Below are 26440 nucleotides of genomic sequence, written 5' to 3' on the forward strand. Positions count from 1 at the left end.
GTCGGCATTTCATGCAGCGCGCCGTTTCGAAGGCTGTCCGGCTTGTCCGCAGATAGCGGCACCAGGCGAAGCATTGCACTGCTGCTGCCCAGCTTGAAGTTCGGTGGCGCGGAACGGGTTGCACTCGCCCTGGCCGATGCCTTCGTCGCCGCGGGTCACAAGGTCAGCATTCTGCTGATGAGCGCGGAGGGCGAGTTCCTGGCTGAAGCGCGCGATCGTTTCGAAGTGGTCGACCTGCAATGCAATCGCACTCGGAAGCTTCCGCTGAGACTGGCGAATTATTTGAGGGACGCCAGTCCGGACTTGCTGGTCTCCAGTTTCTGGAAGCTCAACCTGTGCGCCTGCCTTGCGAGAGTGGCCCATCCATCAACCCGGCTGCTGCTGTGGGAACATTCGCCGCCGAGCCTAAGCAAGCAGAGCCCGAGCCTGCTCTACGGCGTGTCGTCGACTCTCCTCTATCGATTGGCGACGGGTATCGTCTGCGTTTCGCGAGGCGTGCGCGACGATGTCCTCTCGCTGACCACCGGTCTCGAGGATCGTCTGGTCGTCATTCACAATCCCATCCCCGCACCCCGAAACCTGCCGCGACGTTCGGCGAAGACCCGCAGGAAGCGGATCGCGTGGATCGGGCGGCTGGACGAACCCAAGAACCCGGGCTTGATGATCGAGACCCTAGCGATGCTGCCGGATCTCGATTTGGTCATGGCCGGGGAAGGGCGCTTGCGGGCCGACCTCGAACGTTCAGCGAACGCGCTAGGGCTTGACGCTCGCGTTCAATTCCTCGGCTTCGTACCCAACGCATACGCTGTCCTTGCCGAGGCCGACCTGCTGGTGCTGACATCCGACCGCGAAGGGCTTCCCAGCGTTCTGGTCGAGGCGATGCATGCCGGGATCGGCGTTGTCGCCACCGATTGCGGAACAGGCGTTCGCGACATCATTCGGATGCCCGAGCACGGGCTCGTGTGCGCCAAACGTAATCCTGAGGCGCTGGCGGCTGCCATCAACGAGGCGCTGTCACGCACATTCGCACCGGACCATCAGCGGAAGCGGGCGGAGGCGTTCGATCCCGCCGTAATCGCCGGCCAATTTCTGGAAATGGCCCGGCTTTAGGGGCTGCCCCTGAGCCAAGTCGACGTGACGGTGGCGTCGCGGTTTGCAAGAAACTCGCGATGGGTTTTTACGACTTTGCCCGCAGATGATCGAACACCGCCAACGCCACGGCCAGTGGCAGCGCCGCGCAGAAACTGGCGGTGCTGTCTAGCGTTCCCCACAACGTCCGAGCCTCGCGAAGCGGCACGTCGCCGTGAATGCTCCAGCGCAAGTAGGTGATAAGGTCGCGACAGCGGAGCGATGCCGGACGCGGATAGCGGGTGGTCATTTGCCGGCTGATTGCCAGTGATCGCGCCCGTCCCCGGTTGTAACTCATCGTGTTGCTGAAAGAGATCGCGTTGGGCGACCGGTATTCGACCCGCCGCAATATCTCCGGGGTGTAACGCGCCGGCGCGTCACCGATCTGCGACCACACCACGCTTTCCGGAATGACGAGATCGATCTCGGGAAAGGGTGGGCGCGAAGGGTCGTCGTTCGGGCGGCGAAAAACATGTCACCTACAACACGGTGAATTTCGGCGAGGTCGTTCCAACTCACGTCGCGAACGCCACTGCCGTCGAACGGGTCGGCGACCACGCCCTCGCTGGTTGCTACGAGTGCGGTAATCCCAACGAAGTCGGCTCGTTCGTGTTCGGGAATGGAGCGCCAGATCTCCGTTAGGCGGCGAACGGCATCAGGCTCCATCTGATCGTCGGAATCGCACCAGGCAGTGATCTCTCCACGTGCCCGACGGATCGCTTCATTGTCGATCCGCGCCTTACCGACATGGCGGTCGGCGCGGATGTAAAGGATCGGGAAATCGGAAGCTTTCGCGAGGTTGGCGACGATGGCCGGTGTTTCGTCGGTCGACCCGTCGTCACCGATGATCCATTCGAAGTCGCGCGATGTCTGGCTGGCAAGACTGCGCCATACCCGCTCGAGATAGTCGCCGCGATTCCACGTCGGCGTCAGGATCGACAGGAACGGCATCGCCGCCAGCCTTACAGCGGGCTGGCCATGCTGACGGCATAGCCGTCGAAATGCATGAAGTCGCGCTGGCGCCGTGCGATCTCGGTGAGGAAATTGCGGGTCACCTGGCGACCCGGAAGCATCCAGTCGTGGAGTTCGATCAACAGGATCGGGAAACTGTCGATCCAACCCGTGTCGCCAGTGAACAGGTCTTCCTCGAACCCCTCGATGTCGATCTTGATCAGGAAGGGCTCAGCTGTGTCGGCCTGCGCGATAATGTCGGCCACGGTGACGAAGCGGACGGCGCCGCCATCGGCCTCGACAACCTGGAAACCGCAGTTGCGACCGGTGTCGATGAGGTCGCCCGAGCCGGCATGGCTGGCAACGGCGGCCTCGATCAGTGTCGCGGCCGCCGGAAGGTTCTGGCGGGCGATGGCGCAATTCCCCGAGTCCGGCTCGACCGAAAGGATCCGGGCTTCGGGATAGGCTTGGTGAAAGTAAGCCGATGCCAGCCCGATGTTGGCGCCCAGATCGACGATCAACGGAGTCTTTCCCGCCGCCAGGAGCTCGCGATAGCGCCGCTCGACTTCCTTGGTCCGCGCGGTGGGCGTCAGATCGAATTCGTCGTTCAGGAAGATATGCTCGACCTGGATCCAGTCGTCATGATCGCGGATCATGAAGCGAACCCACTTCTTCCCGACACGGTCATATAGCCGCTGTCGGCGCACATTCGGTGGCGTCAGCGGGATGAATCGCCGCCTGCCGAGAAGGCCGCGGAGCAGATAGGAGAACCAGATCAGCCAAATCTTCACGCGCCACTCCGAACGGCTGCAAGGGCCGACTGCGTCAATCTAACGCGGCAAAGCGATCTGCCAATCCGGCGATTGACGGATCATGGGTCAGGTCGAGGTGAAGCGGGGTGACCGAAATGAAGCCGTCGGCGACCGTCTCGAGGTCCGTGATGTGGCCCGGGGTCGTCACCGTCGTGTCCAGCCCGAACCAGAAATAGGGAAATCCGCGCGGATCCGTTCGCCGCTCTATATTCAGACGGCCATGATCGCGAAATCCCTGCCGGCAGACGCGGATGCCGCGCACATCCTTCGGCGCGAGGGCAGGGAAGTTCACATTGACGAGCGTCCCGCGTTCCATCGGCTCCGCGATCAGCGGCGCGAGCACCCGCTCCGCCCAGGCATCGGCAGCAGCGAAGGGCACGGATTCCCCCATGCCCTGCCGCGCATATACCTGGCTAAGCGCGATCGACGGGACGCCGGCCAGCGACCCTTCGATCGCCGCCGATACGGTGCCCGAATAGGTCATGTCCTCGCCAAGGTTGGCACCGCGGTTGACGCCGGACAGGATCAGGTCGGGCGGGGAATCCTTCATCAGGTAGCCAAGGGCCATCATCACCGCGTCGGTGGGCGTCCCGTTCACCGAATAGCGGCGATCTTCCCATTGGCGGAGGCGGAGCGGGTGCGACAGGCTGAGCGAATGGCCGGCACCCGACTGTTCGTCGGTCGGGGCGACGACCCAGACTTCGTCCGCCAACCGCAGTGCGATTTCACGCAGAAGCTTGAGCCCAGGGGCGTGGATGCCGTCGTCGTTCGTTACCAGGATGCGCATCAGGTCGCCATGGCGGAGCAAAAGGGGTGCCGCAAGTTGTTGCGCCTTTCGGGCAACAATCCACAGCTTTTCGTCACACAGCCTCCGGTCAGTTCTTGTTAAGCCTTAGTGCTTTAATTATGAGCGCGGTCGGGGATGCTGGCTCTCTCGCTAAGTGTCGAGAAAAAGCCAGTATATTTGCCTCCGGCCGCACCGGTGGGCCCGGTCGCGGAAGCGGCAGGCGCGCGTTCGGGAGGGTGAAGATGGCAACTGCACTTGTTGACCTATACGGTGATGGTTCGAATAATTTCGACGCCATTATCCTTGCCGATGACTATCGGCCCTCGGAAAGCGAAGAATTTATGTGTGCTGTTCAGCGCGCATACTTCCTCGCGAAACTCCGCGCCTGGAAAGATTCGATCATCGAGGAAAGCCGGGCGACCATGGCCCAGCTCCAGATCGATTCGCTTCGTGAAAGCGATATCGCCGACCGCGCGTCAAGCGAAACGGACTGGTCAATCGAGCTTCGGACCCGTGATCGCCAGCGCAAGCTGATCTCCAAGATCGATGCCGCCATTCGTCGCCTGTACGAGGGCGAGTACGGCTATTGCGAAGTGACCGGCGATCCGATTTCGCTGGCGCGTCTAGAGGCCCGTCCGATTGCGACGATGACTCTCGAGGCACAGGAAAAGCATGAGCGGACCGAGCGCGTTTCGCGCGACGATTGAGCTTTGACGCTTTTGAATGGGAAAGGGCCGGATCGCGTTCGTCGCGCCGGCCCTTTTCGTTGGTCGCTTAATGCCCGACCAAGGCATCCTTCAGTCGAAGCTTCTCTTTTTTTAATCGTGCCAGCAGGTCCATATCCGGGTGGGGGCGATGCTCTTCGGCGTCGACTTGCGCATGAAGCGCAGCATGTTTGGATGCGATTGCCTCGACATGGGCCTTGTCCATCGGTCAATTTCCTTTCGTTGGCTGACACGTGACGGTCACAATAAATCACGAATCGGCGGCCGTGTCGCTACCCAATCGAATCGGCTCGACGCCGCGCTGGAGCGGACCGTCGTTGACCGCCACGCGGGTGACGGCGGCAGGTTCGCAGGCTAGGACGAGCCGATGAACGACGACGATCCCGCCGCCATCCTCGCCTTGCTTCGCGCCGATCATCGGCGATTGGACGAGGAGATTGAGGCGCTTCGGCTCGACGGGGCCGCCGACCAGATCGAACTGGCGCGGCTCAAGAAGCGGAAGTTGCGATTGCGGGACGAGATCGAGGCGCTGTCCGACCGTATCGTGCCAGACATCATCGCCTGATTGTCGTCCCTTGACGGGACATGGACAGCGTCGTCAACGAACCGCTGACCGCATCGGGCGTTTCTTCCTTCATGATCACATGGCAAAACCGGTGCGGAATGGACGACTCGACTAACGCCAATGCGCGCATCACACCGCGCCTTATCGACTCGCTTTATACCGAGGCGATGCTGCTGGCGGACGAAGCGCGGGGTTATTTCGACGAGGCGGGACGCGACGAGCGTCAGCAACTCGAGCCGTTCGTTCGCGTCGGGTTCGCCTGCGAATCACTGAAGGTCACCACGCGCATCATGCACATCGTCGCTTGGCTGTTGACGCAGCGCGCGGTCGAGACCGGCGAGATCAAGTCGCCGGACGGGCGGCGCCCGGAACGGCGTCTCGGCCACGCGAACGATAGCGACCCGGCGGTGGTCGACCAGTTGCCGGAAGCGGCGCAGCGGCTCGTCTTGTCGAGCGCCGATCTCTATGCGCGAATCAAACGCCTCGACGAGGGCCAGATGGATGACCAGCCGGCACCAAGTCCCGCGAGGGCGCTGATGGGTCGGCTGGAGCGTGACCTTATCTGGAACCGGGACCGCTGACGCGGTAAGGGTCGCCGCCATGCGGCCCTTCAATTTCTCCTACGGTCCTCGCGTTTTCTCGACGCCAGAAGGTGCGACGGCGCTTCCGGACTTGCTTCCCAACGGTCCGGTCCTGCTGGTCACCGATGCGCAAATCGTTTCGCTCGGACTGGTCCAGCCGTGGATCGAGGCGCTGCGGACAAAACGCGATGTCGTCGTTTTCGACGCGGTGGAAGCAGACCCGTCGCGCGCCACGTTGCTGGCGGCGGTTCAGATGGGCCGAGAGGCCGGCGTTGCCTCGGTGGTTGGCTTCGGTGGGGGCAGCCCTATGGATGTTGCCAAGCTTGCCGCATATCTGCTCGGATCGGGCGACGAACTCGACGCGATCTGGGGTGTCGAGAATGCGACCGGCCGGCGCTTGCCGTTGGTGCTTGTGCCCACCACGGCGGGGACCGGATCCGAAGCGACCCCGATTTCGATCATCACGCTGGAAGGCGGGACCAAGATGGGCGTCAACGCGCGCGCGCTGACCGCCGATGTCGCCATCCTCGATCCGACGTTGACCGAGGGTCTGCCGCGCCATGTCACGGCAGCGACCGGAATCGACGCGATGGTGCATGCGATCGAGGCGTTCACCTCGGCTCGGCTGAAGAATCCGCTCTCCGACGCCCTAGCCAAGGAGGCGCTTCGCCTGTTGAGCGCGAACCTTCTTCGCGCCTGCAAGCATCCCGACGATTTGGCCGCGCGGTCGGCAATGTTGCTCGGCGCGCACCTCGCGGGGGTCGCCTTCAGCAATGCGCCCGTGGCGGGCGTGCACGCGTTGGCCTATCCACTCGGAGGGCTGTTCCATCTCCCGCACGGTCTTTCCAATGCACTGATGCTCCGGCCTGTGCTGGAGCATAACGCCGAAGCGGCGCGCGAGCTTTATGCGGAACTCGCGCCGATCGTCGCGCCGCATTGCGAAGCTGACGGTAGCCAGTCGAAAGTCAGGGCGTTGATCGACGGGCTCGAGCAGTTGGCGCTCAAGTCCGGCCTGCCCCTACGCCTCACGGACCATGGCATTGGCAGGGGTGATCTTGACCATCTCGCCGACGAGGCGATGAAGCAGACTCGCCTGCTGGTGAATAATCCGTGCCCGATCGATCGCGACGACGCTCGGAGACTATACGAGGCAGCGCTTTGACCCGCGCAGCACCGCGCGAGCGCGAGGTCTATCGCTGGTGGCATCGGGTCGGTTTTCGCTGGGGCGACAACGATGCCTACGGGCACGTCAACAACGCCATTCACTACCAATGGTTCGACAGCGCGGTGAACCAGTGGCTGATCGATACCGGCCTGCTCGATATCGAGAACGGCGACCCGATCGGGTTAGTGGTCGAAACGGGGTGCCGCTACTTCGCGTCGCTGACCTACCCGGGCGAGGCGGAGGTCGGTATCAGGGTCGACCGCATCGGTTCGTCGAGCGTGACGTATCATATCGGCATTTTCCCGCCCGATAGCAAAGGCGCTGCCGCGGAGGGACATTTCACGCACGTCTATGTTGGCCGGCGCGATCGTCGTCCCGTTGCCATTCCGGAAGAGTGGCGCGGAAAACTAGCCGAGTTGGCCTAGCCGCTGGCGCGCCGCCGCATATTCACTGGCCAGGCGAGCGACCAGTTCGCCAGCGGGCTGCACCTTGTCGACCGACCCGATACCCTGGCCCGATCCCCAGATGTCGCGCCATGCCTTGGCGCCCGTCGCCGACTGGAAGTTCATCGCTTCCGGCCCGGCTTCGGGAAGGTTGTCCGGGTCCATCCCCGCCGCGACGATCGAGGCGCGGAGGTAATTGCCGTGAATGCCGGTGAACAGGTTGGAGTAGACGATGTCGGCGGCGCGGCCGGCGACGATTCCTTCCTTGTAGGCCTGGTCGGCCCGTGCTTCGTCGGTCGCGATGAAAGGCGATCCGATGTAGGCGAAATCGGCGCCCATTGCCTGCGCGGCCAGGATTGCGCCGCCCGTGGCAATCGAACCCGACAGTGCCAGCGGGCCGTCGAACCACTGGCGGATTTCCTGAACCAGAGCGAACGGCGACCAGCGTCCGGCGTGGCCGCCTGCGCCGGCCGCGACCGCGATGAGGCCATCGGCACCCTTTTCGATCGCTTTCCGCGCGAAGCGGTCGTCGATGATGTCGTGCAGCGTGATCCCGCCCCAAGCATGGACCGCGTGGTTGAGTTCCTCGCGAGCGCCCAGCGAGGTGATGACGATCGGCACTTTCCACTTGGCGCAGGTCTCGACGTCCTGCTCGAACCGGTCGTTGGATCGATGGACGATCTGATTGACCGCGAATGGCGCGGAGGGCGCCTCGGGATGGTCGCGATCGTGGACCGCCAGCTCCTCGGTGATCTGGTGAATCCACTCGTCGAGCTGGCTTTGCGGCCGCGCGTTGAGCGACGGAAAGCTACCGACGATACCGGCCTTGCACTGGGCGATGACGAGAGCCGGATTGGAGACAATGAACAGCGGCGCGCCGATGACGGGAAGCCGAAGGTGGGACAGGGCGGCGGGGAGGGGCATGGACTCTCCTGCGTCAAGGATCGCGTTTCAATCCGCAACAGGTCTATGGGCAAGCCGTGGCAAAGCAAGGGGCAGCGGATAAACAAGCCGTTGCGTCCGTAAGGCCTGCTCGCCATAGGATCCTGACATTCGAACAGGATCGCCCAGCCCCATGAAGTTTTTCGACGACGATTTCGAAGCCCAGGTCCGTTCCGAACGCCGCCGCTGGCTGGTGACGGGCGCCGCCGGCTTCATTGGCTCGAACATTGCCGAAGCACTGCTTCGCGCCGACCAGGAAGTGGTCGCGTTCGACAATTTCGCGACGGGGCACCAGCGCAATCTTGATGAACTGCTCGCCGGACTGACCGACGCGCAGCGCGACAGCTTCCATTTCGCCGAGGCGGACATCCGCAACCGCGACGATTGCATGGAAGCGGTCAAGGGCGTCGACTTCATCCTGCACCAGGCGGCGCTGGGGTCGGTGCCTCGCTCGCTGGCCGATCCGCTGTCCTCGCATGACGCCAACGTCAACGGCTTCATCAACATGCTGGAAGCGGCCCGGCAGGCAAATGTGTCGCGGTTCGTCTATGCGGCGTCGAGCTCGACCTATGGTGACGAGCCGAATCTTCCCAAGCGCGAGGACCGCATCGGCAACGCGCTTTCGCCTTATGCCGCAACCAAGCTGATCAACGAGATCTATGCCGGCGTCTATGCCCGAAGCTACGGCTTCAAGGCCGCCGGCCTTCGCTATTTCAACGTGTTCGGACCGCGCCAGGACCCGGATGGCGCCTACGCCGCGGTGATCCCGGCCTGGGCCCGGGCGATGCTGACCGATCAGGACGTCATCGTGAATGGCGATGGAGAGACCAGCCGCGATTTCTGTTTCGTTGCCAACGCAGTGCAGGCCAATGTCCGCGCCGCTCTGGCGCCGGAAGTTGCGCAGAACGAGGTTTACAATGTCGCGGTCGGCGATCGCTCGACGCTCAACGACCTATTCAAGCTCATCCGCTCGGAACTGGAGCAGCACCAGATCAGCTACAAGAAGGACCCGGTGTACCGCGACTTCCGGCCGGGCGACGTTCGCCACAGCCTCGCCGACATTTCAAAGGCCGGTCGATTGATGGGCTATCGGCCCACGCATACGCTGGAAAGCGGCATGCGCATCGCGCTGCCGTGGTACATCCAGCATTTCCGCCGCGGCGGGTTCTAAAGGGTCAGACCGCCGCGCGGCCCATGACGTTGCCCGCAGGGAAATAGCGGCAGACGAGGACGTCTGACGATCCCGACGAGCGGATCGCGCAGCCGACGCGCTGCGAACCGCTCCACACCATCTGGGTGTAATGGCCGACGGCCGCCCAATTGCCGTTGCGGCTGACGTTGGGAAAGACACCGGCGCGGTATAGCGACTTCTCGCTCAGCCAGCCGTCATACTTTTCCTGCGTGCTGTAGGCGCCGCGAGTGCCCATCCACAGGTTTTCGCCCTGGTTCGGGCGGGCGCTCATGGGCGAATGACGGAAGTCGTTCTTTCGCGCCAGTTCGTCGGCGTAGGCGGCGGCGGCTCGCGCCAGTTCTGGGTCCCACGCCAGCGGCGCGACTCCCATCCGGGCGCGCTCACTGTTGTGCAGCGCCAGCGTGTCCTGAACAAACGCGGCGTTCATCATGTACGACGGCGGAGTTTCGGTGCGCGAGATGGTCGCGGCGGAGACGGTGACGGAGGGAACGACGGCAACCGTAACGGCAGCGATCGCCGCGAGGCCAAGCGCGCCGCGACGCGCGATCGAACGATACAAGCCGGTCATCCCCCCGCGATACGCACGAATGCTTAATCATTCGTATGCGGGAGGAAACTATCCGAAGGTGGTCACGTTCAAACCCGATGCTCACAGTTGCAGACGACAAAGACCATCCGCTCGCCGATAACTTCGTTAAATTTATCTCGGCTAAAGATTTCCCCTGTGTCGGCGCCAAGGCGGCGCTCAACCGCGGTGGCATGCACTTCGTCGTTGCGCGCGATTTTCGGTCGGCGTGGGATGATCTCAGGATTCTCCCGACGCTGCTCGAAATCGCCCGCGACTATCGCGCAGATCCGGAACCTTTCCGCTCGCTCGTCGTGCTGTTCCAGAACGGCGCGCCGAAGGATGAGGCCAGCTTTGAGGCCGGACTTTGGGAACGGCTGCAATCGCTTTCCGACAAAGACGACTGGCTTGGCCAGCTGCCGGACCCGCGGGTCTCGCACGATCCCGATGATCCGCATTTCGCCGTCAGTTTCGGAGGTGAGGGATTTTTCATCGTCGGCCTCCACCCACGGTCGAGCCGCCCTGCGCGCCGTTTTGCGATGCCTGCGCTCGTGTTTAATCTCCACGACCAGTTCGAGCGGTTGCGGGAGGAGGGGCGCTACCAGGCGCTGCGGGAGGCGATCATCGCCCGCGACGTCGCCATGGCGGGGACAGCGAACCCGATGCTGGCCCAGCACGGCAGCGTTTCGGCCGCACGGCAGTATAGTGGCCGGGCAGTAGGCGCCGACTGGCAATGCCCGTTCAGCCGAAAGTCGACCAGCCGTGCCGCATGAAATCGCGCCCCGCTCGGGGGTCGCCTTCACCATCGACAAGGGCCAGACGCTCACCGTGATCGATCCGCGCGGTGAACAGGTCGCCGATCTTCTCGCCTTCAATCGTGACGACATCGGCGAGGTCATTTCGTCGGGGCGCACGCTGGATTACGCCAGCCGCATTTATCTTACGACCGGAGACCCGCTCTATTCCAACCGGTCCAATGTCATGCTGACGATCGTGGAAGACGACGTGGGTCGCCATGATTTCCTGCTGACTCCCTGCTCGAAAGATACCTTCCGCATCATCTACGGCGATACCGATCCGCATCGCGGCTGTTTCGGCAATCTTGCCGAGGCGCTAGCGCCGCATGGCGTGACACCGGACATGATCCCGATCGCCTTCAACGTCTTCATGAATGTGCCGATCGACGGGACAACCGGCGAACTCAAGGTCGAGCCGCCGCTAAGCAAAGCGGGTGATCGTCTGGTGCTCCGCGCCGAAATGGACCTAATCATCGGCCTGACCGCCTGCTCCGCGCTGCAATCGAACAACGGTTCATTCAAGCCGATCCACTGGATGGTGGAATGACGTCGGTTTCGCCGGCGCTAACGGTGCCGGCGCAGGCCCGAACCGGATTGCCCCTTGCGATCAGGTCGGCGCGGGTCGCGCTCACCTATTTCTGGCGGCATCGGCGCTGGCCATCCCTCAGCGGGCCTCGGTTGTTCACTGAGTGGGTCCAGTGGAGAAAGCTCCACGACCGGCGGGACGGCCTCGCCCGCCTGACCGACAAGCTGAAGTCGAAGTTGATCGCTTCATCAGCTTTGGGACCCGCGATGGTCGTCCCGACACTGTGGAGCGGGAAGGAATTGCCGTCGGTGCCGCCAGGGCCGTATCCCCTGATGGTCAAGGCCAATCATGGGTGCGGCCATCATGTCGTTGTCCGAAGCGATGCCGACTGGCAACGAGCCCGGCGGCGATCCCGGGATTGGATGCGCGTCAGCTACGGGGCGTGGCTCGATGAATGGCATTATGGCGCCGCGCGGCGGCTTTTGATCGTCGAACCGATGCTCGGGGAAGGCGGCGGGTTGCCCGTCGACTTCAAAATTTACGTCCTGGGAGGACGCGCGGTGATCGTTCAGGTCCACGAGGGGCGCGGCGGCAATCACCGCTGGGCGCAGATGGACCTGGACTGGCGGCCGCTGTCGCGCCGGACGACGTCAGTCGTGCGCCCCGCCAGCCTCGAGGCGATGATCGACGCTGCGGAGCGATTGTCGAGCGGCCATGACATGCTCCGGGTCGATTTCTACGAGATCGCCGGCCAGCCGCTGTTCGGTGAATTCTGCCTCTTCCCCGGATCAGGCCTCGACCCCTTCGATCCGCCGGAACTCGACGATTGGCTCGGGATGCTGTGGACCGAAGCCCGTGGCTTATCCGGAATTGCGGAGCGCGGTTGCGATGGCGTTGATGGACAGCTGGATCCCGTCGCGGACGCGATGATCGGTTTCGCCGCTCCGATGCCGCTTCAGTAATTCGATCTGCAAATGGTTGAGCGGCTCGATGTAGGGCAGGCGCAGCCGGATCGAGCTGTCGAGCGAGGCATTGCGTTCCAGCAGCCGTGATTGCTCGGTGACCGCCAGCAGGCAGTCGCGGGTCCGTTCCCATTCCGACCGGATCTCGCCGAACAGCCGATCGGCTGCCGAATGATCGTGGACAAGGCGCGAATATAGCTGGGCAATCCCCATGTCCGACTTCGCCAGCACCATTTCCAGGTTAGACAGCGTCACCCGGAAGAACGGCCATTCGCGATACATCTCCCGCAAGAGCGGCAGGTCGTCGAAGCCGGACAGCGCGCTTCCGACCCCGAACCAGCCGGGCAGCATCACCCGGGCCTGCGACCAGCTGAAGACCCACGGGATCGCGCGCAAATCCTCGATCCGGTCCGACTTGGTCCGGCTTGCCGGCCTGGACCCGATCTTGAGGTCGGCGATTTCCGCGATCGGGGTCATTTGGCGGAAGAAGTGGTTGAAGCCCTTCGTGTCGTAAACCAGTGCCCGGTAGGCGTGAAAGGCGCGATCGGCGAGGTCCGACGCGGCCTCCGAGAAACGTGGCCGGTTGGTGAGGGAGCGCGGCTTCAGGCTGGCCAGGAACGTCGCGGCGGCCATCGCCTCGAGGTTGCTGGCCGTGCTCTGACGCGTGCCATATTTTGCGGCGATGACCTCGCCCTGTTCCGTGATGCGGATTCGCCCTTGGACCGTTCCCGCCGGCTGGGCGCGAATGGCGGCGAACGCCGACCCGCCGCCGCGGCCGACGGCGCCGCCTCGACCGTGGAAAATCTGGAGCGTCGTTCCGGCCCTGGCGAACACCTGCTCCAATTCCTGGCTGGTGCGATGCAATCCCCAGACCGACGCGAGATAGCCGCCGTCCTTGTTGCTGTCGGAATATCCGACCATCACTTCCTGAAACCCGCGCGCGATCGACAGCGGGGCAAGGTCCGACAGGCTGAACCATTCCGACATGATGCCCGCGGCGCGGTCCAGATCCGAAATCGTTTCGAACAGCGGCACGACCATGATCGGGCATTGCGGCGGACTGCCCGCGCGCCACAGGCCCGCTTCGCGGAGAATGACGTAGACTTCGAGCAGGTCGGAGACGCTGGCCGCCTTTGAAATGATATAGGTGGTGATGCAGCCCGGCCCGAAGGTCGCCAGCGCTTCCGCCGCTGCGCGGACGATGGCGAGTTCGCTCGCCGTTTCCTCGTTATAATCTCCGTGGGGAGTCGAAAGCAGCCGGTCACCGGCCAACTCACGGCGAAGCAGGGCGGCGCGGGAAACGTCGTCCAGCGACAGATAGTCGTCGTGGACCCCCGCGGTCTTGAGCAAGTTCGCCACGACGCGTTCGTGGACGTCGGCGTTCTGGCGAAGGTCGAGCGTCGCGAGGTGGAAACCGAAGGTTTCGATCGCGCGGATCAGCCTGTCGAGGGAACCGGCGCTGAGCTCGCCCTTGCCGGTCTGGTCGAGCGATTGCGCGAGGATTTCCAGATCCGCCCGGAAATCGGCGGGACCCGCATAACGTTCGCCGGCCAATGGGGTCGGGCGCTGCGGCGGCTTGCCGACGAGCGCCGCAAACGTTGCCGCCAGCCGACCGTAAATGCCGCGCAACGCCTGCCGGTACGGTTCGTCAAAGCGCGAAGAGCCCGTGTCGCCAGATCGTTTCGCAAGGTCGGCCAGTTCGGGCGTTACCCGGGCCAACTCGCTGGAGATGGAGAGTTCGGCGCCAAGCTGGTGAACTTCGTCAAGGTAATGCGACAGCACGGCCTCGGCCGCGCCGCGAAGCGCAAATTTCAGGGATTCCGCGTTGACGAAGGGATTGCCGTCGCGGTCGCCGCCAATCCAGCTACCGGGGCGAAGGAAACTTGCGATCCGCTCGCCAAGCAGCCGCTCCCATCGCGCGTAGAGCGTCGGCAGGACCGGAAGGAAACTATCGCGCAGATAGGACAGGGCCGTTTCCACTTCGTCGGCGACGTAGAGTCGCTCGCGGCGAAGCGGTCGCGTTTCCCAGAGCAGCGCAATTTGACGCCGAATGGCGGGTTCGATTTCTTCCCCATCCTCGGTTTCCCGAACGCCCGCATCGCGAAGAGCCATCAGGTCGGCGATCCGGTTGCGATGGTCGATCATGCTCTTGCGCCGCACCTCGGTCGGATGCGCCGTGAGCACGGGCGCGATCAACGCGCGCTGCGCCAGATCGGCGACTGCTCTTTTCCCGACCCCATCCTTCTCCAGCGACCGCAGGGCCTCTTCCATCGTCGCGCCGGGTTCGGCCGCACTCGCCTGACGGTCCTCGGCAAGGTTCGCGAGCATCGAGAACAGCATGAAGCCTCGCGTGAAGGCGAGCGTCTCATCCAGCGTCAGGGCGCCAAGGCCCGGATCGGTCGCCCGCGGGTCGACGACGCCACGATGACGGTCGACGGACGCAGAGCGAATATATTCGATGCGCCGGTAAAGGGGTTCACCGCCGTAATCGCGGATGACGTCGCCCAGCAGCCGACCAAGGAATCGGATATCCGGGTTCTGAGCGATTTGCGCCGGACGGCTGCTTCGCGACTGCGGCGGGTCGACCAACGGCCCTTTACTGAGCGACCCTTCGGGCCGCTGCTCGTTCGTGGTGCGGTTCACGGGCGTAATGAACACCCATCCGCCCATCGGCGCAATGGCAGAGCGCCGGTGAGAAACTCACGATCTTCACGGGGAGGAGGATGGTGGACGCACTAGGGCTCGAACCTAGGACCCGCTGATTAAGAGTCAGCTGCTCTACCAACTGAGCTATGCGTCCATGCCTGTCAGGCAGTGCGCGGGCCGCAAGAGCGGTGGCGCGGGCGGGCCTCTAACAGCGATTGGCGAGGGGCGCAACGCCTGATTCATTCAATCGTCAACTCAGCCGCGACTTCGTCCGTTGCTGCCGCTCGAGGCCCATCAGCACGCCGAGGCACAGCATCACGGTCATCACCGCCGAACCGCCGTAACTCACGAGGGGGAGGGGAATGCCGACGACCGGCGCCAGGCCCATGACCATCAACAGATTGACCGAAAAATAGAAGAAGATCGTCGTCGACAGGCCGGCGGCGGTCAATTGGCCGAAGCGGGTTGGCGAGCGCTTTGAAACCTGCATTCCCCAGCGAACGACCATCAAAAAGGCGAGGATCAGGACTGTTCCGCCGATCAGGCCCCATTCTTCGACCATCGCCGCGAAGACAAAATCGGTATGACCTTCGGGCAGGTAGTCGAGGTGGCTTTGGCTGCCGTTGAGGTACCCCTTGCCGGCAATCCCGCCCGATCCAATCGCGATCTTGGATTGCGCGAGGTGATAGCCCGATCCGAGCGGGTCGCTTTCCGGGTCGAGGAAGATGAGCACCCGCTTGCGCTGATAATCGTGCATCATCGAATAAAGGATCGGCATCGCGACCGCGACGGCGCCGGCGGCCGACATGAAATACCACATCGGCAAACCGGCCAGGAACATGACGGTCACGCCGGACAGTAGCACCATTGTTGCCGTTCCCAGATCGGGCTGGACGAGGATGAGAGCCCATGGAACCAGCACCAACAGGGCAGCGGGCCACAGGCCGCGCCATCTCCGGACGTCACCCGCGGGAAGCAGGTCGTAAAATCGTGCGAGGGTCAGGACAATCGCCGGCTTCATGAACTCGGATGGCTGCAGCCGAATGAAGCCAAGGTCGACCCAGCGCTGTGCCCCCTTGCCGACAAACCCGACCGCCTCGACAATGATCAGCAGAATCAGGATCGCGGCGTAGGCGGGGAAAGTGAGCTGCTTGATCGTGTTCTCGGGAATCCACGAGACGGCGAGCGCGACGCAGAAAAAGAAGACGATCGTCACGCCCTGGCGAAGTGCCCAAGGCGAGGCCGAACCGCCGGCTGCCGAGTACAGCGTAGTGAGTCCGACGAGGCAAATTCCGAACACGAGGAAGATCAGCTTCCAGGGAAGGCGGGCCAGCGGCTGGGGGATGATGGCGGAGCTGATCATACGTTTTTCGCGGCGGCGGCAGTAACGAGCGCTGCACGGCGCGCCATCCGTTCGGCGAGCGTTCCGCCCCAGCCGGCTTCCAGCTCGGACAAGCGCGCCATCGCCTGGTCCGGCGCGAACAGGTAGGTCAGCACGTCCTTGGCCACCGGGGCGGCAGCCTTCGCGCCGCCAAGTCCATGTTCGATGACGACCGCACCGGCGTAGCGCGGCGCGGAGTAGGGCGCGAAGAACACGAACAGGCCGTGATCGCGATATTTCCAGTCGCCCGACTGGCCCCGCTGCGACCCGACGATTTTCCGCACCTGCGCCGTGCCGGTTTTGCCACAGAGCTCGATACCGGGCAGGGTGATCCGGCTTGCTCCGGCGGTGCCGTCGCCGTTGACGACTTCCCACATTCCGCCGCGCACCGCGTCAAGATGTTCCTGCGGGATGCCGAGCATCGGTGCAGCCTTCTTGTGAACGCCGAGCAAATGCGGCTGAACGTCGCGGCCCGAAGCGATGCGTGCTGCCATGACAGCGAGCTGGAGGGGATTCAGGATCAGGTATCCCTGTCCGATCGATGCGTTGAGCGTGTCCGATGCGGTCCAGTCCGGGCGCTCGATCAGGCGCTTGTTCTCCTTGTAGCGCCGCGCTTTCCACGCGCTGTCGGGAACGGTGCCGTAGCTCTGGCTGACGACCGGAAGGTCGAACTTCTGGCCGAGGCCGAGCCGCCGCGCCATCGGCGCGATGGCGTCGTAGCCGATGCGATGTCCCATCGCGTAGAAGTAGGTGTTGCAGCTTTTGGCGATCGCCCGCCGCATGTTGACCGTGCCGTGCCGTCCCAGGCAGCGGAAGAAGCGATTGCCGAGCCGATAGCCGCCCGGGCAGAATATCGTCTCATCGGGATCGATGCCGGCAGCCTGGATGGCGAGCGCCCCCATCGGCTTGATGGTCGAACCAGGGGGTAAAGCGCGTTGAGCGTCTTATTGACCAGTGGGCGCCGCTCGTCTTCGGACAAAATGGCCCATTCGCTTCGGCCAATCCCGTCCGAGAAGCTGTTCGGATCGTAGGCCGGCATTGACGCATTGCAGAGGATGTCGCCGGTCAGGCAGTCGAGGATGACGCAGCTGCCCGATTCTTCCCCCAGTCTGCGGGCGGCATATTCCTGAAGTCCGGCGTTGATCGCCAGTTGGACCGTCTCGCCGGAGCGGTCGGGCTTGGGCTCCAGTTCCCGGACCAGTTTGCCCGCGCCGTCAATTCCACGCGCTGGCCGCCCGGCAGGCCACGCAGCCGTTGTTCGAGGGTCTTCTCAAGTCCTTCCTTGCCGATCTTGTAGCCCGGGGTCACCAGCAGGGGATTGCGATCCTCGGCCTCGAATTCCTTCGCATTTGCGGCCCCGACATAGCCGACCAGATGGCCGACCGCGGCGCCCGCCGGGTAAAATCGCGAAAAGCCGCGCATGGGCTGGACGCCGGGGAGCTCGGGGAGCCGCACCGTGACAGCGGCATAGCGGTCGTACGGCACATTCTCCGCCACCTGCACCGGCTGGTAGCCCTTCGCCGCTTTCAGGTCGCGGATAATGCGGTCCACCTCGTCGGGTTGGAGCGCGAGGACCTGGCTGAGAATCTTAAGCGTCCGCGTCGGATCCTCGACCTGTTCGGGGATGATGTCGACGCGGAAGTCGGACCTGTTGATCGCGATCGGCTTGCCCGTGCGATCGACCAGCCAGCCGCGGCGGGGCGGGACGACGATCAGCTGGACGCGGTTGCTTTCGCTTAGCAGACGGTAATGCTCGTTCTGGCTGATCGACAGATAGCCGAGGCGGGCGATCAGCGCTCCGCCGATGGCAGCCTGTGCACCGCCGACCAGAAGCATCCTGCGCGAAAAAGTGAGCGCTTGGTGAGCGCCGGTGAAGCGAGTTGCCTTGCGCCGCTTGGACTTCATCGGGCCGATCATTGCCCGAGCCTCCACCGATCAAGCCGAGCCACGAGATACGCGGCAATCGGGAACAGCAACGCCGATACAAGGACGGCAGGCCAGATGGTCGCGAACCGCACCGGTGCCCCGGCAATGGCGGCCGCGCGCCACTGGGCGATCTCCGCAACTGCGATGAACGCCGCCGCCAAGGCCCATTCGATCCAGTAATCACGCCACATGGTCCGGCGATCCACCACGTCCATCGCCAGCATCATCGCGGTCCACAGGGCGACTGACAGGCCGACCGGCGATCCGGTGACCAGGTCATTCCACAATCCCAGCGGCGCCGCGACCCAGGCCGCCCAGGCGTCGGCTCGGAGCAGTCGCCAGGACAGGAGCATGACCAGCCCGAAGTTCGGCCACCAGCCGTTCTGCGAAATGATCGGCAGGACCGCCAAGGATGAAGCGAGCACGACGGAGATGGCCGGATAAAGCTCGTGGCTCGCGCGCGGTCCCTTCGACAGCGGGCGATGCTTGTTCGTCGCGAGGGCCGAACGCGGCACGCTACGGCTCCACTGTCCCGCGCGCAGCTTCGGCGAGGGCGGCCGGCTCGAACGGCGGTTCGACCAGGGCGAAACTGACCCGCCCGGGATCAGCGAGGGGGAGAGCGATCGCCCCATCGTCGTCGAGCCGGATGATTTTCGCGATCGGAACTAGCGGCGGGTAGAGGCCGCCGGTCCCCGAGGTGATGATGAGGTCGCCGCGAATGAACGGGTTCTTGCCGACTTCCAGCGGCCGGACGTCGATCGTTCCGTCGCCGCGGCCGGTGGCGATCACCGGCTGTCCGCCGCGCATCAGGCGCGCCGGCACGATGTTGGCCCGGTCGGTGACCAGCAGGACGCGGCTGGCGAGACGGCCGGTTTCGACCACCCGCCCGATCAGCCCGTCGGCGGCCCGCACCGGCATTCCGACCTGTACGCCGTCACTCGACCCAATCGAGAGGACCGCAAAGCGGCGGGGGCTATCGAACGAAGATCCGACGATGCGTCCGGTCGCTACGGTGCGGCGGTCGCGCTCGCGAAGAGCCAGGGCCTTTTTCAGCTCGGCGTTCTCAAGCGTGATCGCCTTCGCCTCGACCATGCGTCGCATCATCGCCGCGCGCTGTCGCTTGAGTTCGCCATTCTGCTGTGCGGCGTTCCAGTAATCGCCCGCTCCGCTGACGATACCCGTCGTGGTCGTCACGACCTCCCGCAAGGCTCCGGTAATTGGGGCCGTGACGTCCAGGGCGGCGCCCCGGATCGTCGCGTAGCTCTTTGGCGCGACCAGCGAGAGGGTGAGCATGACGAGGCCCACGATGATCGCCGCGACGGCAACCACGAAGCCGAAGAACAGTCCGTATTGAGCGCGCCTCGACCAACCGGGGCGTGGTCTCGCTCCCGCGGCCATGAAGTGTCCTTACGCCGTCTGGAGGACGCCGCGGAACTGCTCTTCCTCGAGCGCGCGGCCGGTGCCCAGCGCGACGCAGGTCAGCGGATCCTCGGCCACGGTCACGGGAAGACCAGTTTCGTCGCGAAGCACTTCGTCCAGCCCTTGCAGCAGCGCACCGCCGCCGGTCAGGACGATGCCCTGGTCGCAGATGTCGGCCGCCAGCTCCGGCGCCGTGTTTTCCAGCGCGATGCGGACGCCTTCGACGATCGTGCCGACCGGTTCGGACAGCGCTTCGGCGATCTGGCCCTGGTTGATCGTGATTTCCTTGGGACGCCGTTGACGAGGTCGCGGCCCTTGATGTGGACGGTCTTGCCGATGCCGTCGGTCGGCGGCTTGGCGATGCCGACTTCCTTCTTGATCCGCTCCGCGGTGGCTTCGCCGATCAGCAGGTTATGATTGCGGCGGACGTAGGACGAAATCGCCTCGTCCATCTTGTCGCCGCCGACGCGGACCGAAGTGGTGTAGGCAAGGCCGCGCAGCGACAGCACCGCGACTTCCGTCGTGCCGCCGCCGATATCGACCACCATCGAACCGACCGGTTCGGTGACCGGCATGTCGGCGCCGATCGCGGCGGCCATCGGTTCCTCGATAAGGTAGACCGCGCTGGCGCCGGCGTTGGAGGCGGCGTCACGGATGGCGCGCCGCTCGACGCTGGTCGAACCCGACGGCACGCAAATCACGATTTCCGGAAAGCGCCAGGCGCGCATCTTGCCGCCGTGCACCTTGTGGATGAAGTGCTTGATCATCTGCTCGGCGACGTCGATGTCGGCGATGACGCCGTCGCGAAGCGGGCGGATGGCTTCGATCTGGTCGGGGGTCTTGCCCATCATCAGCTTGGCGTCGTCGCCGACCGCCTTGACCTTCTTCTCGCCCCGGATGGTCTCGATCGCGACGACCGACGGTTCGTTAAGGACGATCCCGCGGCCGCGGACATAGACCAGCGTGTTGGCCGTCCCCAGGTCAATCGCCATGTCGTGGGACATCCATTTGAACCAGCGGTTCCAGAACATTCGCGTCTCTCGCTTTCACCCATGGGCACCGACGCGAATAGCCGCGGCCGATTCACCCTCCCTTAACCCGTATCCCTTGAAACAATTGTGAATTTTCCGAGAAAATCAGCGCTTCGCGGGGTGCCTCCGATTGGGCTAGGAGTCCTGCCATGTCAATAAGAAGGCTGCCCTCCGAACTGATCGATCGCATCGCCGCCGGCGAGGTGGTCGAAAGGCCGGCTAGCGCGTTGAAAGAATTGATCGAAAATGCGCTCGACGCCGGCGCTAGGGCGGTCTCGGTCCGGCTTGCCGCGGGCGGCCTGGATCTCGTCGAGGTCAGCGACGACGGTTCCGGCATGAACCCGTCCGACATGCACCTCGCGTTGGAGCGGCATGCAACCTCGAAGCTGCCCGACGATCACATCGAAAACGTGGTCAGCTTCGGCTTCCGCGGAGAGGCGCTGCCGTCAATCGCCAGCGTTTCGCGGCTGACCCTGGAAAGCCGCCCACGGGACGGTGAGGGATGGCGAGTCACGATCGACCATGGCGCAAAGGCGGGCGAGGGGCCCGCCGCGCTGCCGCCGGGGACCCGGGTCAGGGTAGAGGGACTGTTCGACAAGGTGCCCGCCCGGCGCAAATTCCTCCGCACCGCCCGTGCCGAATATGCTGCCTGTCTCGACGGGGTGAAGCGGCTGGCGATGGCCAGACCCGATGTGGCTTTCAGTCTCGATCATGACGGACGACGGGTCCTGTCGGTCCAGCCGAGCGACGGGCCGGCGCGGGTCGCCGCGCTGCTCAGCCACGAACTCGACCGGCACGGTCTGGGCATCGACACGGTGCGCGATGGGCTAGCCCTGTCGGGGGTCGTGAGCTTGCCGACCTTCAACCGCGGGATGGCCGACCAGCAGTTCCTGTTCGTCAACCGGCGTCCGGTGAAGGACCGATTGCTCGTCGGCGCCTTGCGCGCGGCCTATCGCGACATGCTTCCTCGAGATCGCCACCCGGTTGCAGCGCTTTTCCTCGATGTCCCGACCGCGGAGGTGGACATCAACGTCCACCCGGCCAAGACCGAAGTCCGCTTTCGCGACCCTTCCGCGGTTCGCGGCTTGATCGTCGGCGGATTACGTGCCGCGCTCGACGAGGCCGGCCACCGCAGCGCCGCCCGTGAGCAATTCGCGCAGCCCGCAGCCTGGCAGGCGGAGCCGATTCGAGACGAGCAGCCGGCGCGCAGCTTTTTCGATTCCGCACCGTCCGGATTCGCCGCGGCGGTCGTCGCCGAACGACCGGCCGTCTTCGCGCCGCCGCAGGGCCGAGCGGAACCTGCTGCGCCGGTCGCCCTGGCGGAGCAGCAATATCCGCTAGGTGTTGCCCGCGGCCAAGTGGCGGCGACCTACATCGTCGCCGAAGCGAAGGACGGCCTGGTGATCGTCGACCAGCATGCCGCGCACGAACGGCTGGTCCTTGAACGCATGCGCGCCGGGTCGTCAGGCGGGCCGGTCGCCCGGCAGGCGCTGCTGATCCCCGACGTGGTCGAGTTGGAGGAGACCGAATGCGATCGGCTGGAGGGCGCCGCAGGGGAGCTTGCCATGTTGGGACTCGAGCTGGAGCGTTTCGGACCGACGGCAATCCTTGTCCGGGCCACGCCGGCGCCGTTGGGAAAGACGGACATCCCAGCCTTGCTGACGGATCTTGCCGCCGAGATTGCCGAGCTTGGCGGCGCGTTGGCGCTGCGCGAACGGCTTGACCTCGTCGCTGCGACGATGGCTTGCCACGGTTCGGTACGTGCCGGCCGTGTCCTGACTGTCGCCGAGATGAATGCGCTGCTCCGCGAAATGGAGGTCACGCCGCGGTCGGGGCAGTGCAATCACGGCCGTCCAACCTGGGTCAAATTGGCGCACGGCGACATCGAAAAGCTGTTTGGAAGGCGTTGACCTGACAAATGCTAAAGGAATTGCTATAAGGTTGCAGCCTCTTCGGGAGTCCGCGCCATGAGCACGCAGGATCGCATCTACTTCGTTCGTCGCGCGGCCGAGGAAATGGAACTGGCCGAATCCGCGACCGACCCAACCGCGATCGAGGCGCACCGCGTCCTCCAGCGCAAATATGTCGAGCGCGCTTCTATCGGAGAACGCGCACACGAGGCGCGCGACCCGATCGGTTAGCCTTTCGGCTCCAGCGACAATCTCGCCTGTTCGACCGCCGCTTCGCGCGCCCTTCGCCGCGCCTCCGTGAGCTTGGGATAGCCCGAGCCGGCCTCCTGTTTCAGCGCCTCGGCGAAGCTGCCGCTGCGGACCTCGTGCATAATCGACCGCATCGTCTGGCGCGTCCGGTCGTCGACGATCCGCGGCCCGCCGATGACCGCGCCCAGTTCCGCCGTGTTGCTGATCGCCTCGCGCATTCCGGCGATGCCGCGGGCGGCGATCAGGTCGGCCAGCAACCGCAATTCGCCGACGCACTCCATATAAGCGATTTCCGGTTTGACACCGGCCTCGACGAGCGTGTCGAACCCGGCCGCGAGTATCTCGGGCACCGGTCCCCAAACCACGGCGAGCTCGTTGAACAGGTCGGCCTCGCATTCTTCGGCGAAGCTTGTTTCCAGAAGGCCGGCCCGGCCGCACCCGATCGCGCGGCCGTAGGCGAGGGCGATTCCACGCGCATGACCGGTTGCGTCCTGTTCGGCCGCGAACAGGCCCATCATTCCCCTGCCTTCGGCGAACAGGGAACGGAGCGCACTGCCTGGACCCTTGGGTGCGACCATGAAGACGTCCAAGTCCGCTCGCGGCTTCAGTAGCCCGAACCTGATCGCCAAGCCGTGCGAGAAGCCCAGCGCGGCGCCGGCTTTCAGGCGTGGCTCGATCGACCGGTAGAGCTCGCCCAAGGTTTCATCCGGGGCGAGGAGCATGACGACATCGGCGCCGTCGACGGCGTCGCCGAGGGACAGGGCGGCAAGCCCGTCGACCTCCACCCTGGCGAGGCTTTGCGAACGATCGCGAAGGCCGACCACCACGTCGTAGCCGCCATCGGCAAGGTTCAGGGCCTGCGCGCGTCCCTGGTTGCCGTAGCCGAGGATCGCAATCCTTTTGCCGGCGAGCGGAGTGGGATCGATGGCATCGTCTCGGATGAGGTCCATCGCTCGACACTACTGCCTCGGGTCGAGCAGGGCCAGCGCCGCTTCGATGGCGTTTGGGTCGTCCAACGGCCTGGTGAAGCGCGGCCATGCCGCCGGCGGCTGGTGGGCGAACCATGTATACTGCCGCTTCGCATATCGACGGGTCGCTTGCGCTCCGGCAGCGAGCGCCTGACCGCGATCGATCTCGCCAGCCAGGAGCCTGCGAAGCTCCGGGACGCCGATGGCGCGCATGACGGGCAGGTTGGGGTCAAGATTTCGATCCGCCAACTTGCTGACTTCGCTTAAGGCACCGGCGTCGACCATGGTCATGAACCGCTGGTCGCATCGCGCGTAGAGCCAGTCGCGCGGCGGCAAAAGGATGAGCGGGCGCAGGGACACCATGGCGACGATGCCGCCGACCTTGTCCGATTGCCATGATTTCAACGTGCGGCCCGTGGAGCGGATGACCTCCAGTGCACGCGCGACGCGGGTAGCGTCGGCGGCATGGAGCGACGCTGCGGCCGCGGGATCGAGCCTCGAAAGCTCTCCGTAGTTTCGGGCCGTTGCGGCCGACCTGACAGCCAGGCGCACCTCGGGATCTATCGAAGGTACGGGGGCGATACCGTCCAGCAGTGTCCGGATGTAGAGCCCCGTCCCGCCGACCAGGATCGGCAGGCGACCCTGTGCGTGGACCTTGTCGATCTCGGCTTTGGCTAGTTTTGCCCATTCCGCGGCCGAGCATGGCGTGGCCCCATCGCGGACCCCGTAGAGCCGATGTTCCACGCGAGCCTGCTCTCCGGCCGACGGCATGGCGCTCAGGATCGGCAAGTCGCGGTAAATCTGCGCGCTATCGGCATTAATGATGACGCCGCCCGTCCGTTCGGCGAGCGCCAGCGCCAGCGCGCTCTTGCCGCTGGCGGTTGGACCGGCGATGAGGGCGAGAGGAGGAAGGCCGTTGACCATCGCGACGCTGATAGCAGCCGGCCGGCTCGATGAAAGCTTGCTGCATGGCGCTTTGGATCGCCTGTCCGCCGCCGGGCTGGCCGCGGAAGTGTCGAGCTGGATCGATGAAGGCGACGCGGTCGACCTTGCCATCGCTGGAGGCGGGGAAGCCATCCGCTCGGCGTTGGAAGGGTGGGAATCGGTCGACATCATTCCCCATGCCGATGGCGACCGTTCGAAACGGCTGTTCGTCGCCGACATGGATTCGACGATGATCGGCCAGGAATGCATCGACGAGCTTGCCGACTATGCCGGTGTGAAGCCGCAGGTCGCGGACATTACCGAGCGGGCCATGCGCGGCGAGCTCGATTTCGGCGGGGCGCTTGCGGAGCGGGTCGCGCTGCTGAGAGGGCTGGACGAGAACGTCATCGGCCGCTGCCTTACCGAACGCGTTTCCCCCAATCCGGGCGCGGCGACACTGGTGGGAACGCTGAACGCGCGGGACGTGACGACCGTTCTCGTCACCGGCGGGTTCACCGCATTCGCGGAGCCGGTCGCGCGCGATCTCGGTTATGCCTACGTCTACGCCAACCGGCTGGAGGTCGAAAAGGGAAAGCTGACCGGCCGCACCGTCGGTGGCATCGTTGATGGTGCGCGCAAGGCCTCCGTTCTTCGGGAAACGAAAGAGTCACTGCAGCTTGGACGTTCGCAGACCATGGCGATCGGCGACGGAGCCAACGATTCGGCGATGATCAAGCTGGCCGGGCTTGGGATAGGCTACCGGCCCAAGCCGGCGCTGGCGGAGGTCGCCGACGCGGTCCTGCTCAATCATTCCCTCGACGCGCTCCTCTGGTCGCTGGGAATTCCCGCGCGGATTGGATCGAGCGCGGCTAGCGCGCCGGCACTTCGAAACAGGCCTGGCCGCGCCCTTGGAGGCGCTTGCACGCGGCGGATGCTTCGGCGCGACTGGCGAAGGGGCCGACCTGGAGGCGGGTGACGGCGCCCGCTTGCACGTAAAAGGCTTGGCGCCCGCTCAACGAGCCCGAGACGCTTCGAAACAGGGATTCGGCGGACGACCGTTTCGAAAAAGCTCCGAGTTGGATGCGCCAGCCGCCGGACACCGGCGCAGTTTTTAATGCCGTTGGTGCAGGAGCGATCTTCGCCGGCGCTTCATTCGCGACCGGCCGGGCACTTGTTTTCGCCGCCGCCGCCGCCGCCCTGGCCAGGGCCAGTCCTTTCTGGCGCTGCTTGAGCGGGATCATCGCATCCATGTCGGCCAGCGTGGCGCGGGCGGGGGCAAGTCCCTGCGCCGCGGCTCTGCTGACGTAGGCGTAGGCCGTGACCGGATCGGCCTTGACTCCGTCGCCATTAAACAGCGCTGTCCCGTAAAGCAGCAGGGCCCGTGGTTCCCCGGCAACCGCCGCCTGCTGGAGCCAGCGCATCGCACCCGCGCGGTCACCATTCTGGAAAAGCAGGATTCCCAGGCTGGTGGCGGCGTCGACATGTCCGGCCTTCGCGGCTTTTTCATACAGGCTCTGCGCGGTCGACAGGTTGACAGGCACGCCCTTGCCGAGGCGGTAGGCCTGGGCGAGATTGAAGGCGGCGTCGGCGTCACCCCTGGCGGCGAGCGGCTTCCATGCCGCGACTGCGGCGGCGAATTCGCCCTTTTGCCACGCCTGGATGCCGGAATTGACGGTTTGCGCCGCGACGAACGTTGACGTCATGAGCGCAAAAAATCCCGCCGCGCCCATCGTCAGTCGTGCAAGTCGTGTTGCGGCCATGGCCTACCCTAATCGCCGGTGCGGCATCGGCAACAGGGTCGTGAGCACATTAACCAATAATTAGAGCCTTTGGCGGCAAGTGGCA

General features: G+C 64.6%; 29 protein-coding genes, 1 tRNA gene and 1 pseudogene. 13 read left to right on the top strand and 18 right to left on the bottom strand.

Annotated features, from left to right (window positions below; translation table 11 throughout):
- Window positions 1-42: 42 nt before the first annotated feature.
- Entirely contained in the window at window positions 43-1110 is a 1068-nt protein-coding gene (locus H9L12_RS03955; protein ID WP_187542707.1) for a glycosyltransferase, read from the top strand.
- A gap of 67 nt (window positions 1111-1177) precedes the next feature.
- Here H9L12_RS03955 and H9L12_RS03960 read toward each other — a convergent pair whose 3' ends face one another.
- Genes H9L12_RS03960 through surE form a run of 4 tightly spaced genes read right to left on the bottom strand, consistent with a single transcriptional unit; the run spans window position 1178 to window position 3678 of the window.
- Window positions 1178-1378, bottom strand: a complete 201-nt coding sequence (locus H9L12_RS03960; protein ID WP_187542708.1) for a hypothetical protein — start codon at window positions 1376-1378, stop codon at window positions 1178-1180.
- A gap of 44 nt (window positions 1379-1422) precedes the next feature.
- A complete protein-coding gene (locus H9L12_RS03965) occupies window positions 1423-2079 on the bottom strand; it encodes a glycosyltransferase family 2 protein (RefSeq protein WP_187542709.1) in 657 nt (218 codons plus the stop codon).
- Window positions 2080-2090: 11 nt separating this feature from the next.
- Window positions 2091-2870 carry an FkbM family methyltransferase gene (locus tag H9L12_RS03970; protein ID WP_187542710.1) on the bottom strand — a complete coding sequence of 260 codons (780 nt, stop codon included), beginning with the start codon at window positions 2868-2870 and terminating at the stop codon, window positions 2091-2093.
- Window positions 2871-2904: 34 nt separating this feature from the next.
- Window positions 2905-3678 (bottom strand): 5'/3'-nucleotidase SurE, encoded by a 774-nt coding sequence (gene surE / locus H9L12_RS03975; RefSeq protein WP_187542711.1) that lies wholly within the window; start codon window positions 3676-3678, stop codon window positions 2905-2907.
- Between the two features lie 242 nt (window positions 3679-3920).
- Between surE and dksA the strand changes: the two genes are divergently transcribed.
- Window positions 3921-4385, top strand: a complete 465-nt coding sequence (gene dksA, locus H9L12_RS03980; RefSeq protein ID WP_187542712.1) for an RNA polymerase-binding protein DksA — start codon at window positions 3921-3923, stop codon at window positions 4383-4385.
- Between the two features lie 67 nt (window positions 4386-4452).
- Here dksA and H9L12_RS03985 read toward each other — a convergent pair whose 3' ends face one another.
- Window positions 4453-4608, bottom strand: a complete 156-nt coding sequence (locus H9L12_RS03985; protein WP_187542713.1) for a YdcH family protein — start codon at window positions 4606-4608, stop codon at window positions 4453-4455.
- 162 nt (window positions 4609-4770) lie between these two features.
- Here H9L12_RS03985 and H9L12_RS03990 point away from each other — a divergent pair, with 162 nt between their 5' ends.
- From H9L12_RS03990 to H9L12_RS04005, 4 genes are all read left to right on the top strand, one after another.
- Complete coding sequence (locus H9L12_RS03990; RefSeq protein WP_187542714.1) at window positions 4771-4968, top strand: DUF465 domain-containing protein; 198 nt, start codon at window positions 4771-4773, stop codon at window positions 4966-4968.
- 98 nt (window positions 4969-5066) lie between these two features.
- Entirely contained in the window at window positions 5067-5549 is a 483-nt protein-coding gene (locus H9L12_RS03995) for a DUF1465 family protein (RefSeq protein ID WP_187542715.1), read from the top strand.
- A 19-nt stretch (window positions 5550-5568) separates the two neighbouring features.
- On the top strand, window positions 5569-6711 hold the full coding sequence (locus H9L12_RS04000; RefSeq protein WP_187542716.1) for an iron-containing alcohol dehydrogenase: 1143 nt from the start codon (window positions 5569-5571) through the stop codon (window positions 6709-6711).
- On the top strand, window positions 6708-7139 hold the full coding sequence (locus tag H9L12_RS04005) for an acyl-CoA thioesterase (protein ID WP_187542717.1): 432 nt from the start codon (window positions 6708-6710) through the stop codon (window positions 7137-7139). Before H9L12_RS04000 ends, H9L12_RS04005 begins: the two co-directional genes overlap by 4 nt.
- Here the strand turns inward: H9L12_RS04005 and H9L12_RS04010 are convergent.
- Window positions 7122-8081 (bottom strand): NAD(P)H-dependent flavin oxidoreductase, encoded by a 960-nt coding sequence (locus tag H9L12_RS04010; protein WP_187542718.1) that lies wholly within the window; start codon window positions 8079-8081, stop codon window positions 7122-7124. The two genes, H9L12_RS04005 and H9L12_RS04010, sit on opposite strands and share 18 nt — an antisense overlap.
- Before the next feature lie 151 nt (window positions 8082-8232).
- Here H9L12_RS04010 and H9L12_RS04015 point away from each other — a divergent pair, with 151 nt between their 5' ends.
- Window positions 8233-9270, top strand: coding sequence for an SDR family oxidoreductase (locus H9L12_RS04015; protein WP_187542719.1), 1038 nt, complete (start codon window positions 8233-8235; stop codon window positions 9268-9270).
- 4 nt (window positions 9271-9274) lie between these two features.
- On the opposite strand, the gene H9L12_RS04020 is transcribed toward H9L12_RS04015, so the two are convergent.
- Window positions 9275-9859 (bottom strand): CAP domain-containing protein, encoded by a 585-nt coding sequence (locus H9L12_RS04020; RefSeq protein ID WP_246450585.1) that lies wholly within the window; start codon window positions 9857-9859, stop codon window positions 9275-9277.
- A gap of 77 nt (window positions 9860-9936) precedes the next feature.
- Between H9L12_RS04020 and gntA the strand changes: the two genes are divergently transcribed.
- Genes gntA through H9L12_RS04035 form a run of 3 tightly spaced genes read left to right on the top strand, consistent with a single transcriptional unit; the run spans window position 9937 to window position 12141 of the window.
- Entirely contained in the window at window positions 9937-10629 is a 693-nt protein-coding gene (gene gntA / locus H9L12_RS04025; RefSeq protein ID WP_187542720.1) for a guanitoxin biosynthesis heme-dependent pre-guanitoxin N-hydroxylase GntA, read from the top strand.
- Window positions 10619-11200, top strand: a complete 582-nt coding sequence (locus H9L12_RS04030; protein ID WP_187542721.1) for a DUF1989 domain-containing protein — start codon at window positions 10619-10621, stop codon at window positions 11198-11200. The genes gntA and H9L12_RS04030 overlap by 11 nt, the downstream gene beginning before the upstream one ends.
- Window positions 11197-12141, top strand: a complete 945-nt coding sequence (locus H9L12_RS04035; RefSeq protein WP_187542722.1) for an ATP-grasp fold amidoligase family protein — start codon at window positions 11197-11199, stop codon at window positions 12139-12141. The genes H9L12_RS04030 and H9L12_RS04035 overlap by 4 nt, the downstream gene beginning before the upstream one ends.
- Here the strand turns inward: H9L12_RS04035 and ppc are convergent.
- The 8 genes and pseudogenes from ppc to H9L12_RS04070 form a co-directional block, all read right to left on the bottom strand.
- A complete protein-coding gene (gene ppc, locus H9L12_RS04040) occupies window positions 12040-14730 on the bottom strand; it encodes a phosphoenolpyruvate carboxylase (protein WP_246450695.1) in 2691 nt (896 codons plus the stop codon). The genes H9L12_RS04035 and ppc overlap by 102 nt on opposite strands.
- A 135-nt stretch (window positions 14731-14865) precedes the next feature.
- Window positions 14866-14941: transfer RNA gene (locus H9L12_RS04045), tRNA-Lys, on the bottom strand.
- Window positions 14942-15037: 96 nt separating this feature from the next.
- On the bottom strand, window positions 15038-16150 hold the full coding sequence (gene rodA, locus H9L12_RS04050) for a rod shape-determining protein RodA (RefSeq protein ID WP_187542724.1): 1113 nt from the start codon (window positions 16148-16150) through the stop codon (window positions 15038-15040).
- Window positions 16147-17070, bottom strand: coding sequence for a penicillin-binding transpeptidase domain-containing protein (locus H9L12_RS13410; protein ID WP_246450587.1), 924 nt, complete (start codon window positions 17068-17070; stop codon window positions 16147-16149). Before H9L12_RS13410 ends, rodA begins: the two co-directional genes overlap by 4 nt.
- Window positions 17071-17233: 163 nt before the next feature.
- The gene (locus tag H9L12_RS13415) at window positions 17234-18085 is read right to left on the bottom strand and encodes a penicillin-binding protein 2 (protein WP_246450589.1); all 852 of its coding nucleotides are present in this window, start codon (window positions 18083-18085) and stop codon (window positions 17234-17236) included.
- Entirely contained in the window at window positions 18082-18609 is a 528-nt protein-coding gene (gene mreD, locus H9L12_RS04060) for a rod shape-determining protein MreD (protein WP_187542725.1), read from the bottom strand. Before mreD ends, H9L12_RS13415 begins: the two co-directional genes overlap by 4 nt.
- Before the next feature lies 1 nt (window position 18610).
- Window positions 18611-19492 (bottom strand): rod shape-determining protein MreC, encoded by an 882-nt coding sequence (locus H9L12_RS04065; RefSeq protein WP_187542726.1) that lies wholly within the window; start codon window positions 19490-19492, stop codon window positions 18611-18613.
- A gap of 9 nt (window positions 19493-19501) precedes the next feature.
- Window positions 19502-20544 (bottom strand): annotated as a pseudogene (locus H9L12_RS04070) (rod shape-determining protein).
- 149 nt (window positions 20545-20693) lie between these two features.
- Between H9L12_RS04070 and mutL the strand changes: the two are divergent.
- Both mutL and H9L12_RS04080 read left to right on the top strand, forming a co-directional pair.
- Window positions 20694-22454: a DNA mismatch repair endonuclease MutL gene (mutL, locus tag H9L12_RS04075; RefSeq protein WP_187542727.1), complete on the top strand. Its 1761-nt coding sequence runs from the start codon at window positions 20694-20696 to the stop codon at window positions 22452-22454.
- Between the two features lie 57 nt (window positions 22455-22511).
- A complete protein-coding gene (locus H9L12_RS04080) occupies window positions 22512-22685 on the top strand; it encodes a hypothetical protein (RefSeq protein ID WP_187542728.1) in 174 nt (57 codons plus the stop codon).
- Here the strand turns inward: H9L12_RS04080 and ilvC are convergent.
- Both ilvC and miaA read right to left on the bottom strand, forming a co-directional pair.
- Window positions 22682-23653 (bottom strand): ketol-acid reductoisomerase, encoded by a 972-nt coding sequence (gene ilvC / locus H9L12_RS04085; protein WP_187542729.1) that lies wholly within the window; start codon window positions 23651-23653, stop codon window positions 22682-22684. The genes H9L12_RS04080 and ilvC overlap by 4 nt on opposite strands.
- Window positions 23654-23662: 9 nt before the next feature.
- Window positions 23663-24595, bottom strand: coding sequence for a tRNA (adenosine(37)-N6)-dimethylallyltransferase MiaA (miaA, locus tag H9L12_RS04090; protein WP_187542730.1), 933 nt, complete (start codon window positions 24593-24595; stop codon window positions 23663-23665).
- On the opposite strand from miaA, the gene serB reads away from it, so the two are divergent.
- The gene (gene serB / locus H9L12_RS04095; protein WP_187542731.1) at window positions 24588-25571 is read left to right on the top strand and encodes a phosphoserine phosphatase SerB; all 984 of its coding nucleotides are present in this window, start codon (window positions 24588-24590) and stop codon (window positions 25569-25571) included. The genes miaA and serB overlap by 8 nt on opposite strands.
- On the opposite strand, the gene H9L12_RS04100 is transcribed toward serB, so the two are convergent.
- Window positions 25465-26355 (bottom strand): SPOR domain-containing protein, encoded by an 891-nt coding sequence (locus H9L12_RS04100; RefSeq protein WP_246450591.1) that lies wholly within the window; start codon window positions 26353-26355, stop codon window positions 25465-25467. The genes serB and H9L12_RS04100 overlap by 107 nt on opposite strands.
- Window positions 26356-26440: the final 85 nt, after the last annotated feature.

The organism is Sphingomonas rhizophila (assembly GCF_014396585.1).
GTDB lineage: Bacteria > Pseudomonadota > Alphaproteobacteria > Sphingomonadales > Sphingomonadaceae > Sphingomicrobium > Sphingomicrobium rhizophilum.

Bases quoted from the DNA above. Each gene is read 5' to 3' on its own strand.
- H9L12_RS03960 (WP_187542708.1), bottom strand. From the start codon at position 1,378: ATGACCACCCGCTATCCGCGTCCGGCATCGCTCCGCTGTCGCGACCTT.
- H9L12_RS03965 (WP_187542709.1), bottom strand. From the start codon at position 2,079: ATGCCGTTCCTGTCGATCCTGACGCCGACGTGGAATCGCGGCGACTAT.
- surE (WP_187542711.1), bottom strand. From the start codon at position 3,678: ATGCGCATCCTGGTAACGAACGACGACGGCATCCACGCCCCTGGGCTC.
- dksA (WP_187542712.1), top strand. From the start codon at position 3,921: ATGGCAACTGCACTTGTTGACCTATACGGTGATGGTTCGAATAATTTC.
- H9L12_RS03985 (WP_187542713.1), bottom strand. From the start codon at position 4,608: ATGGACAAGGCCCATGTCGAGGCAATCGCATCCAAACATGCTGCGCTT.
- H9L12_RS03990 (WP_187542714.1), top strand. From the start codon at position 4,771: ATGAACGACGACGATCCCGCCGCCATCCTCGCCTTGCTTCGCGCCGAT.
- H9L12_RS03995 (WP_187542715.1), top strand. From the start codon at position 5,067: ATGGACGACTCGACTAACGCCAATGCGCGCATCACACCGCGCCTTATC.
- H9L12_RS04000 (WP_187542716.1), top strand. From the start codon at position 5,569: ATGCGGCCCTTCAATTTCTCCTACGGTCCTCGCGTTTTCTCGACGCCA.
- H9L12_RS04010 (WP_187542718.1), bottom strand. From the start codon at position 8,081: ATGCCCCTCCCCGCCGCCCTGTCCCACCTTCGGCTTCCCGTCATCGGC.
- H9L12_RS04015 (WP_187542719.1), top strand. From the start codon at position 8,233: ATGAAGTTTTTCGACGACGATTTCGAAGCCCAGGTCCGTTCCGAACGC.
- H9L12_RS04020 (WP_246450585.1), bottom strand. From the start codon at position 9,859: ATGACCGGCTTGTATCGTTCGATCGCGCGTCGCGGCGCGCTTGGCCTC.
- gntA (WP_187542720.1), top strand. From the start codon at position 9,937: ATGCTCACAGTTGCAGACGACAAAGACCATCCGCTCGCCGATAACTTC.
- H9L12_RS04035 (WP_187542722.1), top strand. From the start codon at position 11,197: ATGACGTCGGTTTCGCCGGCGCTAACGGTGCCGGCGCAGGCCCGAACC.
- rodA (WP_187542724.1), bottom strand. From the start codon at position 16,150: ATGATCAGCTCCGCCATCATCCCCCAGCCGCTGGCCCGCCTTCCCTGG.
- H9L12_RS13410 (WP_246450587.1), bottom strand. From the start codon at position 17,070: ATGGGGGCGCTCGCCATCCAGGCTGCCGGCATCGATCCCGATGAGACG.
- H9L12_RS13415 (WP_246450589.1), bottom strand. From the start codon at position 18,085: ATGATCGGCCCGATGAAGTCCAAGCGGCGCAAGGCAACTCGCTTCACC.
- H9L12_RS04065 (WP_187542726.1), bottom strand. From the start codon at position 19,492: ATGGCCGCGGGAGCGAGACCACGCCCCGGTTGGTCGAGGCGCGCTCAA.
- mutL (WP_187542727.1), top strand. From the start codon at position 20,694: ATGTCAATAAGAAGGCTGCCCTCCGAACTGATCGATCGCATCGCCGCC.
- H9L12_RS04080 (WP_187542728.1), top strand. From the start codon at position 22,512: ATGAGCACGCAGGATCGCATCTACTTCGTTCGTCGCGCGGCCGAGGAA.
- ilvC (WP_187542729.1), bottom strand. From the start codon at position 23,653: ATGGACCTCATCCGAGACGATGCCATCGATCCCACTCCGCTCGCCGGC.
- miaA (WP_187542730.1), bottom strand. From the start codon at position 24,595: ATGGTCAACGGCCTTCCTCCTCTCGCCCTCATCGCCGGTCCAACCGCC.
- H9L12_RS04100 (WP_246450591.1), bottom strand. From the start codon at position 26,355: ATGGCCGCAACACGACTTGCACGACTGACGATGGGCGCGGCGGGATTT.